Here is a 14,772-nt window from a genome sequence, read left to right on the forward strand (position 1 = left end):
ACTTAAATAGATAAAAAAATATTTGGTTAATGCCATTGAACAGGAAAAAGGAAGAGCTGGAAGCATTTATAAGAAAGCTTGAGCAACAGGCCCTGGAAACAGCAGAAGAAAGGCACCCAATTTATGTTGAAGCGGGTTTAAAGGATGCTAAAATTGTTCTTGATGTTGGATTTGGCTCAGGAGCGGTAACAAGAGATGTTTGTGCTCATACAAGTGGCGAGGTTATTGCAATTGATGACTCTTTTGAAATGCTTGAAATAGCAAAAAAAATGCTGGAAGGCGTAAGAAATGTTAATCTCTACATAGCGGATGCCCATTTTCTTCCTTTTAAAGATGAAACATTTGATATTGTAACTTGCAATCTTCTTCTTATGTGGGTAAAGGATCCACAAAAAGTAATAAATGAAATGGCAAGAGTTACAAAGAAAGGAGGTAAAGTTGTTGCAACTCTTGAACCAGATTTCGGTGGAAAGGTGCATTGGCCACCATTTCCAGAAGTTGATGAGATATTTTCAGGAAAAGCAATAAAAAATAGAGGGGGGGATCCATATATAGGGAGGAAATTAAGAATGCTATTTGTTAGAGCGGGATTAAAAACAAAAATAGGGTTAGGGAATAAAAGGATATGGGTTTGCGAAGAGGATAGATTATCCTTTTTAAGAGCAAAAAATTTTTATGAAAATGTTTTGATGAGGGAAGGTTTAAGCAAAGAAAAAATAGAGGAATGGGAAAGGGAGCATTTAAAATCAATTGAAGAAGGAATTGAATTCAATTTCTTCCCCCAATTTTATGCAATAGGAATAAAGGAATAATTATTTTTTCCTCAACAAAAGTATTGATGGAAGCAATGTTATGGATGCAATAAAGGAGTATAAGATGGTCAAGCACATTATCACTCCAAATTGCCTCTCTGGTGGCATAGGCGAGAAAATGAGCATGGAGAAGCCCGCAATTGTAGTTAAAGCTGCCCCAACTATGGCGGAGCCGGTGGAGGAGAGAATTTCAAACATGCTTTCTTTGCTTTTATCTGATTTTCTGAATCTATCTGTTATATGAATTGAGTAAGTTATTCCTAAGCCAATTGTAAGAGATGTTACCATTATTGTCATAACATTTAAAGAATAATTCATCAATGCCATGCTACCAACTATCCATATTGAAGCAATTCCAACAGGAAGAATGTTTAAAAACCCGAGAATAAAATCTTTATATATTATTGCCAGAATTATTATGGAAAGTATTATGCATATCAGAGTTGATTTAATTTGATTTTTTACAAGCGATGATGTTATTGTATATGTCAATATGGTTGGGCCGGTAATTATTGCATTTCCTAATATATCTTCCTTCAATTGATTATAAAACTTCTCTATATTCTTATTTACATCCCCACCAGATGAAATTGCATTGTTATAAATTATTATGAGAGATGCATCATATTCCCCATTTTTTCTATGCAAAACTCTCCTTATTTCATTTTTATATTCCTTATTTTCATATAAATAGTCATAAATGTTTTTTACATCCTCATCGCTTTTCGGCAATCCATCCTCGCCTATATTAAATTTTTCCGCAATTGTTCTATTCTTTTTTACCGCATCTTCAATTAAGCTAACTACGGACAAAACCTTTATTCCACCATCAGGAGTTTTTAAAATAAATTCATCATCCTTCATATTTTTATGCATTTCCTTAATTTCTTTTAATGTCTTTAATTTAGTAACATTTTCTTCTATTATTATGTAATCTTCGCTCTGAATGAAAAACGGAAAGTTTTCATTTATCTTATTTAAAGTTTTTATTGATGGGCTTTCCTCTGGTAAAAATTCCTCTATCCTGAAACCTGTTTTTACATTTCCCATACTGAAGAGCATTATAATTGTAAAAATAGAGAAAAATAAAATGACAATTTTTGGTTTTTTAACAACAAAATTTGTTTGTTTTTTAATCAAGAAATCAAAGGAAAAAGATTTTTTCTCATATAAACCAAAATCATCTTTTTTATCAATAAAATATCTCACTGAAGCAAGAAGTGTAATTGTTACAATAAAAGTATAAATTATTCCAATTGCACATAAAAAACCAAAATATCTTAGAGGAGGAATTGTTGCGGTAAGAAATGATAGGAAGCCTATGCATGTTGTAATTGTTGCAAGAAATAAGGCGGTGCCCGTATTTGCTATTGCATTCGCTATTGCTTCGCCCGCCCTCTTTCCATTGTTTCTTTCATTTATATATCTATGGAAAAGATGTATGGAATAATCCACACCGAGCCCCATTATAAGAGGCATTATTGCAACATAGAGGGCATTAAAATTTATATTAAGAATGGACATTGTGCCGAAAGTCCATATTAAGGAAATGAAAAGACCAGCGAAAGAGAGAATAACATAAGATATCTTCCTTAAATCTAAAAACAGGAGAAATGCTATTGCAATGAATATTCCAATCCCTATTATTCTATTTGATTTATCAGTCATTTCATTTATTTCATTTGATATTATTTTTTCTCCAGTTATTTTAAATTCTTCTCTTTTTATATTTCTCAATCTCTCATAAAAAGAATCAAAATCTGATGAATTTATCTGGAAAAGAACAATTGTTGATTTTGCCTTCATTTTTTCATAATCTTTTGATAAAATCATCAGAGCGGAATTTTTCATTTCATCCATGAATTCCGGTTTTAAGAATAAAACAAAAGAAGAATTTAATGAATCAATTTCTGACCATAATTTATCAATGTCCTTCAATGAAATGTTGTGATTCAAGAAATCCATTCCAACAATCTTTTCATCTATTGCAAAACCGAACCAGGGAAATTTATATTTTCTTAAACCTATTTTAATCTCTGTTAGCTTTGAAGGAAGCTCCATGCTTCCAAATTTTCCTATACCAAATTTACCGAGCTCATCCTTATCAATTTCAATAACCACTCTATTTCCTGATGTGTAAAATTTGCTCTCATTTAGTTTTACAGGGAAATATGTTCCATTGCTAAAAACCCATATGTAAACATTTTCTTCTTTATCCCTTTTCTTCAAATTTTCTTTAAGACCCGCCCCAAATACCCATATGGGTAGTAAATCATCTCTTGCAGATATCTTATAGGGGACTGAATTATCCCCTATTTTAGAATTGAATTCTATAAACCATTCGTATTCTTGCCTATATGAATTTTTTGGGATTTGAAAAGATTCAATTGAGAAAAAAATCTTAGTATCATTTTCCTTTACATATGCTGAGTAAATTTTTGCCCCATCTTTTTTATTTTCCCCGATTTTTATTTCTTCATAACTTTTTTCATACATCAAATCCTGAAATGCATTAATTATTTCTTCATCAGAGCAATTTATCAAATTTTTTCCATATTCAATATTGCATATTATATCAACAAGTCCCGCAATACTTAAACAATTAAAATTTCCAATTTCTTTTGAGAAATTATAAATTTCTCTTAAGGAGCTGGGTTTTAAGACATTGTCATTTTCTATATACACCATTATTGCACTTGAACTATCTCCAAAGTATTCCCTAACCCTTCTCTCCGCCCTCACAACTTCACTGTCTGGAAGAAAATCATTAAGAGAAGTACTCATATTTATAAAAGGAAGGAATGATGAAAATATCAATGTAATTAGGATAGCTATTGCAATAATTGTTACTGTCCTTTTTTCAACAAATCTTCCTACCCTATCTAGCATATGGTTTATAACTTCCAGATATTTAACTTTATTGTGATTATCATAATTTTCATATTTTCATAAATTCCAATAATTTTTCATAACTCTTTTTATTTCCTCAACTATTCTATCGCATTCTTTACCTCCTACATTCTCCTCAAAACTTATTGGTTCATCAACAAGATGACTTATTTCAATTGCAACTCCTCTTGCAAGATTATCCGCTAAATATCCTCCCTCAAGCAAGCAAACAATTTTTTCTTGAACCCCTTTAAATTTCTCTATTATTTCTCCATAAAAATTTATTCCTAGAGCAAGTCCTCCCAGTGGATCTGCATAATGGCTATCAAATCCAGCAGAAATTATAACAAAATCTGGTGAAAATTCCTTTGCAATTGGAATCATAATTTCATCCATAATTTTTCTAACACACCCTTCACCACTTCCATATGGGAGAGGAGCATTAACTGTATATCCTTCCCCTTCCCCAGTCCCTACTTCTTCTATTCTTCCAGTTCCAGGATAATGAGGGTAAAGATGAATTGATTGATAAAGGACATCGCATCTCTCATAAAATATATCCTGCGTTCCATTCCCGTGATGCACATCGTGGTCAAAAATCAGCACCCTTTTCCCTTTTTCTGCAAGCCAGTTCCCAGCAATCCCAGCATTATTAAAAATACAAAAACCCATCGACGCATGCCTCGTCGCATGGTGGCCGGGCGGGCGCAAGATTGCAAAAGCATTCCTATCTTTTCCCTCAATTATTTCATCGCACGCCTTGATTGCCCCTCCAGCAGCAAGTTTTGCTACTTCATAGGAGAATTCATTTGTATAAGTATCCATGTCGAGCCATCCAACTTTTTTGGCCCTTTTAATCATCTCTGAATCATGAACTTTTTCAATTTCATCCTCACTTATCTCATCTGGCTCAATTAAATTTAATTTATCATAGAATGGCATTTTTTTTAGGAAATTGATTATTGCAGTTGCTCGAGATGCATTTTCAACATGCGTTGGATTATCATGAAGCAGAAATTTATCTGAATAAATTACAAGGGTCATAAAGATAAACATATAATAAACTAAAAATTTTTGCAAATTGCCTTTTCAATTGCCTCTTCAATAACTTTTTCATTTAATCTTTTCTCCATTTCCTTTATTTCCTCAATTCTTGCTTTCGTAGCGGGATTTTTTGCAACCAAAAACGAACAGCAATCCGGCATTTCTTTTATAGAAATTTCATATGTCCCAATTTTTTTTGCTAAATCAACAATTTCATTCTTGTTCATCCCTAGAAGTGGAGAAAAAACCGGCGATGAAGATGCTTCATATATAGAAGCGAGATTTTCAATTGTTTGAGAAGCAACTTGTCCGATGCTATCACCAGTTACAATTGCCTTCGCGTTTTCCATTTTAGCAATTTCATTTGATATTTTCATCATTGCTCTCCTATAAATTATCATCCTGTAACTTGCTTTTATATTTGAAATAATTTCATTTTGTATATCTGCGAATGGAAGAAAATAAACCTTACTTTTACCCTGAAATCTAGAAAGTATCTTTGCTATTTCCTCAATTTTTTTTGGATAAGCTACAAGATTTTCATTATAAAAATGAAGAAATATGTTTTTGCAACCTCTTTTCATCATAAGAAAGGAGGCAACTGGCGAATCTATTCCTCCAGAAATCAGAGATATAACCTTTCCTTGGCTTCCAACAGGTAATCCACCAATTCCTTTTATTTTTTCTGTGTAAATATATGCTTTCTTTTTACATATTTCAATGAATATGTTTAGCTCAGGATTTTTTAAATTTACCTTCTTACCCAACTTATTTTTTATCTCCTCTCCCAAAATTTCGTTTAATTCCTGAGAAGTATATGGAAAATTTTTATCCTCCCTTCTTGTTGAAATCCTGAAGTTTGAGAAATCCATTTTTTTAGAAATTTCCAAAACCTTATTCCTCAAATCATCAATTTCAAGCCCCGCTTCAATTGCAAAAGAAAAATTTTCAATTCCAGGAATATTTTTGAGAATTTCTCTCGCCTTCTCGCTATTATCAACTATTATCCTTCCATGCTCTCTCTTTACTTTAACACCTCTAAGCATTTCCTCTATATTTCTAACCAAATTTTTTTCGAAAAAAATTCTGTTTTTTCCTTTTATACCTATTTCTCCATAATGAACAATTATCATTAATAAACAAATCTCACATTTTTAAAACCTTTTCCATATCCGCCAAAAATTGCTCTGCATTTCTATATCCAATAGTTCTATAAACTTCTTTTCCATCTTTTAAATAAACTATTGTTGGAATCTGGCTTACTCTATATAAATTCGCAATTTCAGGATTTTCATCCACGTTAATTTTTATTGCAACAAAATTTTTCATCATTTCAATAACTTCCTTATTTTTATAAGTCTCATTTTCCATCCTTCTACATGGCCCGCACCAATCCGCATAAAAATCAAGAATCGCTATCTTATTTTCATTTAAACTCTCTTCCAGCCCTTTTTCATAATTAACCCACAAAATTTCCCCCATCTCTTTTTTTAAACACCCAATAAGAAGTAAAATAAAAACAAAAAATAATAAAATTTTCCTCATTCTAATCTTATATATTCATTTCTTTCAAGCATTTTTATAAATATAGGAAATCCACTCGCTTTTTCTTTCCCGTAATTTTCCTCAATCATCTTCATTATCTCTCCAACGCTATTTTTCCCGTCAAATTTCCTCCAGGCAAATGAACCAATTTCATCAAGATTTACAATGAAATAATCTGGCCTTTTTAAAATTTTGCAAAAAATTTTTCCGATTTTACTCTTAAATTTAATTATTTTAAGCCTTACAAGCCCTTCTTCTTCAAACCATTCAACATTTCTTATTGGCCTTGAATCATCCTTCATTTGCAATCCTGAATTCCCTTATAACAATATAGCCAAGCAAGAAAGCAATATAACCCCAAACAATCATTCCAGGCCATGCGGGTGCTTCCTCAAGAACTCCTAAATTAACCCTTAATATAATCAAAAATGCCCCTATTATTCCCATTAAAGCTTCTCCCGCTATTAAGCCCGCAGAGAAAAGCAAACCAGTTCTATGAGCTTTTTCTTTTGGTTTTATTCCTGTCTCTTTTATAGCCATTTCCCAGTCGCTCATCTCTTCCTCCTCTTCCGCTCCTTCCTTCTTAAGCTTTCTATCCACTATTGCCCTGACAATTCCTCCCACAAGTATTGGAACAGTAAGGGTAAAAGGTAAATAAATTCCTATTGCAACAGGAAGAACAGGTATATCCATAAGAATAAGAACTATTGCAAGAAATGCACCCGCTATTACAAATGGCCATACAATTTCTCCTCCTATAACTCCCTTAACAATTCCTCCCATAAGGAATGCTTGTGGAGCGGGCAAATCAGCGCTTCCTATCTTATATGCTTTATCCAATGCCTGTATTACAATTGCAAGAACAGGAGCAGCAGCAGCCACGCCTATAATTTCCGCAACCTGCTGTTTCCAGGGGGTGGCGCCGAGCATCTGGCCCGCTGCCATTGATTGAAGCACATCTCCACTTATTGCAGCGGCACAGCATACAACCGCCGCCATCCCTATTACAATTGTCATTCCTTCATAGCCAGTTACTCCAAATGCAAGCATCAATATGCTAACAAATAAAAGGACCGCAACAGTTACACCTGAAATTGGATTATTTGATGAGCCCAGTAAGCCCGCCATATAGCCCGCTATTGCGGATGCAACAAAAGCAAGAAATACAAGAATTACCGCCATAAATGCACTTACCGCATACATATTGCTTAGCCATCCATAAATCAAGAAAATTGGGATAATAAGCAACCCTATGGTAACAAAAACCTTCTTTATATCTAGGTCATGCTCCGTTCTCTTTTTAGTTTCCACCGTCCTTCCTCTCAGCCCTACAACCGCTTCCTTAACTCCATGAAGTAAATTTTCTCTTAATTTCCATATTGTATAAAGCCCACCAACAACCATTGCCCCCACACCAAGGTAGCGAACATAACTACTCCACACTTCCATAAATCCTTCAAGTGCTGGTGTTCCAGATGGCAAGCCAGTAGAAAGAATGATCAGGGGAGTAATAATAACCCATCCAAGCAATCCGCCAGCAAAAACAAAAGCGGATATTTTTGGACCAATTATATATCCAACTCCAAGAAGGGCGGGTGATGCTGCAACTCCTCCATAAAAGTAGCCCTCGCTCGATTTTCCCATTACTCCATATTTACCCGCATAAAAAATTTCCTCAACTTTTCCTTTGAAAACGTTCAATGAAACTTGACATAGCTTAACTACGCCTGCAAGAATTGCTCCCGCAAGCATCCAAAAACTACTCCCCTTTCCTTCTTTTCCAACAGCAGTATTTATAACCGCTGCAACCGCTACACCTTCAGGAAATGGTAAATCTGTTTTTACTATCAATGCTCTCCTTAGCAAAACCATCCATAGCACACCAAGCACACCACCAACAAGAGCAATTAGTGTTGTCTCCCAGTAATGTATTTCATGCCATGCCCCAATCACAACAAGAGCGGGAATTGTAAATATCACGCCCGCAGCAAGCGCCTCGCCAGCTGCAGCCCCCATCATTCCCAGTGTTACTTCCAGCACAGTTGGTTTAAATGGTTTTAGCAGAGCGAGAGCCATTATTGCTCCAGGAATAGCAGCAGAAACAGTCATCCCTGCATATAGGCCAAGGTAGGCATTTGCAGCACCCATTATTATTGCAAGTAGAGCCCCTACCGCAATCGCTCTAAAAGTGAGCTCCGCAACGCTTTTTTCTGCTGGTATAAGAGGCTTAAAATTTTCCCTACTCATTTTTCTCCCTCCAGAATTTTTTCATAATCTTTCGGATTTATAAGATCTTTTAACTCCTCTTCATTCTCCATTTCTATTTCAAAAATCCAACCACTATCATATGGCTCACGATTTATCAATCCCGGATCATCATTTAGTGCATCATTTATCGAGAAAATTTTCCCGCTGACTGGAGCATAAACTTCGGAAACAGATTTAACTGATTCCAGAGTTGCAACAACCTCTCCCCGCTTAAAATATTTTCCAATTTCAGGTAATTCAACATATACTACATCGGTCAATTTATCCTGAGCATAATCTGTTATTCCAACTCTAACAATGCTATTTTTCCTGAGAATCCACTCATGCGTTTTTGTATAAAGCAAATTCTCTCTAATCTCCATATAAGTGGAATGCTAACACAAATTTAATCTTTTTGAATTGTTATATCTTCTTAATTTCATTTGCATGAAGTGAGGCAAAATAAAATTTGATAGAAAAATATTTATATACCTTCATATATATATTTGAGGTGGTTAAAATGGTAAGGAAAAAGGATAAGGAAAAGGATTCCTTTGACTGGTTTGATGATTGGGGATTTGACGATATATTCGAGGAATTCGATGAGAGATTCAGAAAAATGCAACATCGCATCAACAAGTTACTCAAAGACGCGATGGAAGGAAATATACCAGCTAAGGAAGGAGGCCCGTTTATTTACGGATGGAGTTTCAGAGTTGGACCCGATGGCAAACCTCAATTTGAGGAGTTTGGAAATATAAAGCCGAGGACTGGCATAGAAGAGATGGCAAGAGAACCACTTGTAGATGTCATAGAGGAAGGAGATAAGATATGCGTAACAGCGGAAGTTCCTGGTGTAACAAAAGAAGACATTAATCTTGAAATAACAGACAGCAAATTGGTTATAAAGGTTGACAGAGAAGACAGAAAATACTATAAGGAGGTTAAACTGCCAGCGAAAGTCGATGAGGATTCAGCGAAAGCAACATACCAGAATGGAGTGCTTGACATAGAATTCAAGAAAATAAAAGCAGAAAAGAAAGGAAAGAGAATAGAGATAAAGTAATCCTCTTCCCTTCTCTATTTTTATTTATCAAAATCTTATTATAATTTTATAAACTCCATTCTCCAATTTCTTTTCGGTTTCAAAAACTTTATCAAGTAAATGAAGAGCAGCTTTGTTATCTACAAGCACTTCCGCCGTAAAACCAAGCAAACCATTTTTCTTTGCAATTTCTGCCAGATATCCAACCAATTCTTTTCCAATCCCTTTATTTTGATAATCATCTCTCACAACCATTGCAATTTCTGCGGTATAATTTGATTCATCTATTGTGTATTGAGCTAACCCTATAACCTCTTCCTTTTCATCTTTTGGTATTGTAGCAATTATAACCATTTCTTTTTTAAAATCAACAATGCAGAATTCCTGCAATCTCTCATGTGGCATATCTGTTCTTGCCGACATAAATCTCCTATAAATTGTATTATCAGACAGAGAATAAAAAAATTCTTTTAGGAGAGGTTCATCTGATATTTTAACTGGTCTTAAAAATATTTCTAAACCCTTTTTAGTTCTTCTCCATGTTTCCAGCTCCTCTGGATACTCACCTCTTGCCCCTGGAATTATCGCTTGATCCTTAAATACAAGATTATGTTTCTTTGCCTCCTCAAGGAGCCATGCCCTGAATTTTGGATGTGCTATAGATATCAATTCCATGGCTCTTTCTCTTATATTTTTACCCTCCAAATATGCAATTCCATATTCAGTAACAACATATTGAATATCTCCTCTTGTCAATGTAGCCCCTCCTTCCAAAAATGGGACTATCCTACTAACCTCTCCTTTCCTTGCAGTCGAGGGAATGGCAAGTATGCTCCTTCCTCTCCCCAGCAGGGCGCCCCTCATAAAGTCCGCTTGTCCACCTATGCCACTATAAAATGTGTGAGCAATTGATTCTGCGGTTGCCTGACCTGTTAAATCTATCTGGAGAGCAGTGTTTATTGCGGTCATTTTTTTATTCTGCGCTATAATCAGCGGATTGTTTGTATATTCTATCGGATGAAATTCGAAATCAGGGTTATCATCTAAATAATCATATGTTTCTTTTGTTCCAAGGCAGAATGATGCAACTGTTTTATTTCTATGAATTGACTTTTCTCTGTTTGTTATTACTCCCTCCTTCATCAGATTAACTATACCATCTGTAAGCAATTCTGTGTGCACACCGAGATTTTTCTTTCCTTTCAAACTTGAAAGCACTGCATCTGGTATGCTTCCATATCCAACCTGTATGGTTGAACCATTCTCAACAAGCTTTGCAACATATTTACCAATTCTTTCAGATATCTCATCTGGAGCAGAGGGTTTATATTCAAGCAATGGCTCATCATATGGGACTATAAAATCTACATCCTCTATATAAATGAAGCTGTTTCCATGGGTACGGGGCATGTTTTTATTAACCTGTGCAATAATCAAATCTGCATTTTCTGTCGCTGTTTTAACCAAATCAACACTTATTCCGTAACTCATATAGCCGTGTTTATCAGGTGGAGAGAGCTGAATCAGTGCAACATCCACACGGATAATTTTTCTTCTTAATAAATCAGGAGCTCTTGAAAGAAATATTGGGGTGTAATCAGCATTTCCTTCATTTACTGCCTTTCTTGTATTTTCTCCTATAAAAAATGAATTGTGACGAAAATTTCTTTTAAATTTTTCATCTGTGTAAGGAGTTACACCAAGGGTCCATATATGTATTACTTCAGCATCAACAAATGCTTTTGGATAACTCTCAACATATGCAACAAGTTCCCTAACCAAATAAACCGGCTCACCGCAAGCTGTGCCAATAAATATTCTGTCTCCTCTATGAATTTTTGAAAATGCTTTTCTTAAATCCACAAACTTTTCGGGATAAATTTTCTTAAACCTACTAAGGAAATTTTCTTCCATAATTTTAAGCAAATCCATTTTTAAATCTTATGTTTTAAGACCTGAAAAACAAAAAAGAGAGGAGGGGGATGAATGCAATCCTGCATATGCCCGCTTTAGGGCGCTTTATTATATGCAGGTTTTTATCCTTGAAAATAAATTTTTGCGGGTATATAAAGGAGGGGAGGGGTGTGGATGCCTTTTTAAATATTTCGGAATTTTTCCGATGCAAATTCTCCTCCAATTGCCCATCTTGTTTTTGGAACATCATGCACTAAAATTTCAACAGCATTTTCTGGTATTCCCATATCAACGAAAACTTTTGTTAATTTCTTCACCATTTCCTTTATTTCCTCATCTTTCCTTCCTTCCCAGAGAAATACATGAACTATTGGCATAAACAAAAAACACGATTAATTTAAAATATTTTGTTAGCGCCGCAGAAGAATCTTCTCTTATCTTCCAGATTTTTCTGATAAATAGTTTAACATTGCTGTTTTTATGATTTATTCATCCTCTAGTTTTATTTTTGCCCAAACAATTCCTCCGCCCTCAACTTCCTTTATCTTTTTCCATTCTTTTGCTTTATCTAAAATCCAGATGTAAACCATGCCAGTTCTTGTTTTTTCTGGTATCAAATATTTTGGATAATAATTCCAATATTTTTCGCCAGCAAGTTCAATCAATTTATTTTTGACTTTGTTTGGCTTAACTTCTATGCAATCCTTTATTTCCACGCTTCCTATCGCCCCAATTTTATTTTCTATTTCTTTTATTTCCCTTTCATTTGCATTTTCTAACCAGACATCATCTATGCCTCGTGTTGCAATAACTGCCACTCTCCCTCTTCTCTTTGTTGGAATAGAACGCACAAGAAAATTCAATTTCCCCCTTACCACATCAGTTGCCCAAGGCTGAAAAAGTTTAAAACCTGCCTCCAAAACTTTTTTTGTCATTTGTTTATAGATATAAAATAAATTTAAATTATTTTTGGTTAAATTCAGTATTTTCCGAAAGTAAATGAATTTTGTTCTTATCATCGTCTTTCAGTAAAATCTTGTTGCCACCTATTTCATTTATCCCCCCATAAAATGTTAAGCTAACGGACAATTTAATCACCTACCTTATTTTTGCAACTATTAACAAATATATAAAACCTCCGAGACAAAAACTATTGTAAAAGGGCAAAAATATAGCAACGGGTTAAAGATAATGAAATTTGGTTGGAAAGAGGTTTAAACATAAGCTTTTTAATATTTAAATTGATTATCAACTAATGAGCGGTTGGGTTGAGCTTATCTGGAATGGAAAAAGAGAAAACAGTTTTACAAAAGAAAGTGTTGATAAATATTACGGAAAAGTTAGGGAAGTAAAAAAAATTCATTTACCCTTCCAGAAAATAGAGCTTCTTGGAATAAAAAAACTTCCTACTCTGGATAGATGGATACCTGAGTTTCCTGAAAGAGATTGGCCTAAAAATTACCCGAAGAATTGGAAAAACTTGCTTATATGGGGGGATAACAAACTTGCCATGTCTTCTTTACTTCAGGGTATAAACATAAATGGTGAAATACTAAATTTGAGAGGAAAAATAAAGCTTATTTACATAGACCCACCTTTTGCAACAGGTGCTGATTTCTCTTTTAAGGTTCCAATGCCTGAAAGCTGGAAAGATTTGATACCAGAAAATGAGATGGTAAAAAATCCTTCAATAATGGAAGAGCTTGCATACAGAGATATGTGGGGTGGAAAAACACCAGAAGAGAGAATCTCATCTTATCTCAACTACATGTATGAGAGACTCCTCTTAATGAAAGAGCTTCTGGCAAACGATGGTTCAATTTATGTTCATCTGGATTATAGAATGGCGCATTATGTAAAGGTTATGATGGATGAAATTTTTGGAAGAGAAAATTTTAGGAATGAGATTGTGTGGTGTTACACTGGGCCTGGAAGGCAAATAAGTGATTTCCCTGACAAACATGACCTAATCTACAGATATTCTAAATCAGAAAACTATATTTTTAATCCAGATGAGATAAGAATACCTTATGTTAAATTAGATACAGGAAAAACTCATGGCATCTTTAAGCAAAGAGCGATTTTAAATGAAAAAGGGAAAATTCCTGAAGATTGGTGGTCTGATATAACTCCTGTAGCAAGATTACATGCCACTGAACTATTAGCTTTTCCTACCCAAAAACCCGAAGCCCTATTAGAACGCATCGTTCTTGCCTCTTCAAATGAAGGTGATATCGTTGCTGATTTCTTTTCTGGCTCTGGGACTTTGGCAAGAGTTGCCGAAAAACTTGGGAGGAGATGGGTTTGCTGTGATATATCAAAGTATGCAATTCATCTTACAAGAAAAACACTTCTGGATATAGAAAATACAAAGTCCTTAGGAAGAAAGAGTGGTAAAGATAAAGAACCTTATGGGAAACCTTGCCGACCTTTTTACTTGATAACTATTGCAAATTATATGACGGATAAAATGGATAACAGAGCTGATGTTATTAGTCTCATTCTGAATCTTTATGGAGCATCACCTATGAAACAAGTCTTAGAACATCTACATGGTATAAGAGAGAAAGAGAAAGAAATTGTGCATGTAGGACAAGCAAATTTTCCTGTAACTCCTGCTGAGATTTATGAGGTTATCAAAGAGTTTAAGGAAACCCCCTTCTACAAGGATGGATGGACTCTCGTAATCCTCGGTTGGGACTGGGCACCAGATACATTTGAGAGAGCAAGAGATTTATGGGAGAGAGAGGATGTTAAACTTAAACTTCTGCACATTCCCCCAGTTAAAAAAATTGAGGAAATAATTGAAAAACACAATTTAGATTTATCTAAAATTATTAAGTTCGAATATGCTTTTGATGAAAAAGTAAGAGAAAATTTGAGGTTCGTAGAGCCAGGATATGTGCAACTTGAAGTAAAAAAAGATGGTTTAAATGTTGAAATAAAGATAAAAGATTTCTGGGTAAGACTTCCTCATGGGTATGAAGACCTGGAGGAAGAGATAAGAAAAAGAATATCAGAGACAAAAACCGATAAAATCAGAGAAAAATATTTCTTGCCTCTGATAAACTACTGGGCTGTTGATTGGAATTATGATGGAAATGTTTTTAAACATGATTTTGTAAGTTTTGATAAAAAGCTTGGAGAAGGAAAAGTGGATATAAAAGCAAGCAATACTTATGTGAAAGCGGGCACATATAGGGTTGTCGTAAAAATAACTGATATATTTGGCGGTGAAACCTCAAAAGAACTTATTGTGAATGTGGAGGGATAAAG

The 14,772-nt window shown here is 34.5% G+C and carries 13 protein-coding genes; 3 read left to right on the forward strand and 10 right to left on the reverse strand.

Going from position 1 to position 14,772, the window contains the following annotated elements:
* Window positions 1-29 precede the first annotated feature (29 nt).
* Complete coding sequence (locus H5T44_03260) at window positions 30-812, forward strand: class I SAM-dependent methyltransferase (protein MBC7081245.1); 783 nt, start codon at window positions 30-32, stop codon at window positions 810-812.
* On the opposite strand, the gene H5T44_03265 is transcribed toward H5T44_03260, so the two are convergent.
* Genes H5T44_03265 through gcvH form a run of 7 tightly spaced genes read right to left on the reverse strand, consistent with a single transcriptional unit; the run spans window position 813 to window position 8,920 of the window.
* Window positions 813-3,701, reverse strand: coding sequence for an RND family transporter (locus H5T44_03265; protein ID MBC7081246.1), 2,889 nt, complete (start codon window positions 3,699-3,701; stop codon window positions 813-815). It abuts the gene before it with no gap.
* Window positions 3,702-3,758: 57 nt separating this feature from the next.
* A complete protein-coding gene (locus H5T44_03270; GenBank protein ID MBC7081247.1) occupies window positions 3,759-4,745 on the reverse strand; it encodes a histone deacetylase in 987 nt (328 codons plus the stop codon).
* Between the two features lie 20 nt (window positions 4,746-4,765).
* On the reverse strand, window positions 4,766-5,878 hold the full coding sequence (thiI, locus tag H5T44_03275) for a tRNA 4-thiouridine(8) synthase ThiI (GenBank protein ID MBC7081248.1): 1,113 nt from the start codon (window positions 5,876-5,878) through the stop codon (window positions 4,766-4,768).
* Window positions 5,879-5,891: 13 nt separating this feature from the next.
* A complete protein-coding gene (locus H5T44_03280; GenBank protein ID MBC7081249.1) occupies window positions 5,892-6,290 on the reverse strand; it encodes a thioredoxin family protein in 399 nt (132 codons plus the stop codon).
* Window positions 6,287-6,592: a PqqD family protein gene (locus tag H5T44_03285; GenBank protein MBC7081250.1), complete on the reverse strand. Its 306-nt coding sequence runs from the start codon at window positions 6,590-6,592 to the stop codon at window positions 6,287-6,289. Before H5T44_03285 ends, H5T44_03280 begins: the two co-directional genes overlap by 4 nt.
* Complete coding sequence (locus H5T44_03290; GenBank protein MBC7081251.1) at window positions 6,582-8,537, reverse strand: oligopeptide transporter, OPT family; 1,956 nt, start codon at window positions 8,535-8,537, stop codon at window positions 6,582-6,584. Before H5T44_03290 ends, H5T44_03285 begins: the two co-directional genes overlap by 11 nt.
* Window positions 8,534-8,920 (reverse strand): glycine cleavage system protein GcvH, encoded by a 387-nt coding sequence (gene gcvH, locus H5T44_03295; GenBank protein MBC7081252.1) that lies wholly within the window; start codon window positions 8,918-8,920, stop codon window positions 8,534-8,536. The genes H5T44_03290 and gcvH overlap by 4 nt, the downstream gene beginning before the upstream one ends.
* Before the next feature lie 137 nt (window positions 8,921-9,057).
* On the opposite strand from gcvH, the gene H5T44_03300 reads away from it, so the two are divergent.
* Window positions 9,058-9,603: an Hsp20/alpha crystallin family protein gene (locus H5T44_03300; GenBank protein MBC7081253.1), complete on the forward strand. Its 546-nt coding sequence runs from the start codon at window positions 9,058-9,060 to the stop codon at window positions 9,601-9,603.
* A gap of 27 nt (window positions 9,604-9,630) precedes the next feature.
* Here the strand turns inward: H5T44_03300 and H5T44_03305 are convergent, their stop codons facing one another.
* The 3 genes from H5T44_03305 to H5T44_03315 all read right to left on the reverse strand — a co-directional run bounded on the left by H5T44_03305 (window position 9,631) and on the right by H5T44_03315 (window position 12,431).
* Window positions 9,631-11,496, reverse strand: coding sequence for a GNAT family N-acetyltransferase (locus H5T44_03305; protein MBC7081254.1), 1,866 nt, complete (start codon window positions 11,494-11,496; stop codon window positions 9,631-9,633).
* Window positions 11,497-11,678: 182 nt separating this feature from the next.
* A complete protein-coding gene (locus tag H5T44_03310; protein MBC7081255.1) occupies window positions 11,679-11,873 on the reverse strand; it encodes a tautomerase family protein in 195 nt (64 codons plus the stop codon).
* A 108-nt stretch (window positions 11,874-11,981) separates the two neighbouring features.
* On the reverse strand, window positions 11,982-12,431 hold the full coding sequence (locus H5T44_03315) for a hypothetical protein (GenBank protein ID MBC7081256.1): 450 nt from the start codon (window positions 12,429-12,431) through the stop codon (window positions 11,982-11,984).
* A 320-nt stretch (window positions 12,432-12,751) separates the two neighbouring features.
* On the opposite strand from H5T44_03315, the gene H5T44_03320 reads away from it, so the two are divergent.
* The gene (locus tag H5T44_03320; GenBank protein ID MBC7081257.1) at window positions 12,752-14,770 is read left to right on the forward strand and encodes a site-specific DNA-methyltransferase; all 2,019 of its coding nucleotides are present in this window, start codon (window positions 12,752-12,754) and stop codon (window positions 14,768-14,770) included.
* Window positions 14,771-14,772: the final 2 nt, after the last annotated feature.

Source organism: Thermoplasmatales archaeon, assembly GCA_014361195.1.
Lineage (GTDB): Archaea > Thermoplasmatota > E2 > UBA202 > JdFR-43 > JACIWB01.

Coding starts and splice junctions, on each gene's coding strand:
- H5T44_03265 (MBC7081246.1), bottom strand. CDS start 3,701: ATGCTAGATAGGGTAGGAAGATTTGTTGAAAAAAGGACAGTAACAATT.
- H5T44_03290 (MBC7081251.1), bottom strand. CDS start 8,537: ATGAGTAGGGAAAATTTTAAGCCTCTTATACCAGCAGAAAAAAGCGTT.
- H5T44_03300 (MBC7081253.1), top strand. CDS start 9,058: ATGGTAAGGAAAAAGGATAAGGAAAAGGATTCCTTTGACTGGTTTGAT.
- H5T44_03310 (MBC7081255.1), bottom strand. CDS start 11,873: ATGCCAATAGTTCATGTATTTCTCTGGGAAGGAAGGAAAGATGAGGAA.
- H5T44_03280 (MBC7081249.1), bottom strand. CDS start 6,290: ATGAGGAAAATTTTATTATTTTTTGTTTTTATTTTACTTCTTATTGGG.
- H5T44_03315 (MBC7081256.1), bottom strand. CDS start 12,431: ATGACAAAAAAAGTTTTGGAGGCAGGTTTTAAACTTTTTCAGCCTTGG.
- H5T44_03260 (MBC7081245.1), top strand. CDS start 30: ATGCCATTGAACAGGAAAAAGGAAGAGCTGGAAGCATTTATAAGAAAG.
- gcvH (MBC7081252.1), bottom strand. CDS start 8,920: ATGGAGATTAGAGAGAATTTGCTTTATACAAAAACGCATGAGTGGATT.
- thiI (MBC7081248.1), bottom strand. CDS start 5,878: ATGATAATTGTTCATTATGGAGAAATAGGTATAAAAGGAAAAAACAGA.
- H5T44_03320 (MBC7081257.1), top strand. CDS start 12,752: ATGAGCGGTTGGGTTGAGCTTATCTGGAATGGAAAAAGAGAAAACAGT.
- H5T44_03285 (MBC7081250.1), bottom strand. CDS start 6,592: ATGAAGGATGATTCAAGGCCAATAAGAAATGTTGAATGGTTTGAAGAA.
- H5T44_03270 (MBC7081247.1), bottom strand. CDS start 4,745: ATGACCCTTGTAATTTATTCAGATAAATTTCTGCTTCATGATAATCCA.
- H5T44_03305 (MBC7081254.1), bottom strand. CDS start 11,496: ATGGAAGAAAATTTCCTTAGTAGGTTTAAGAAAATTTATCCCGAAAAG.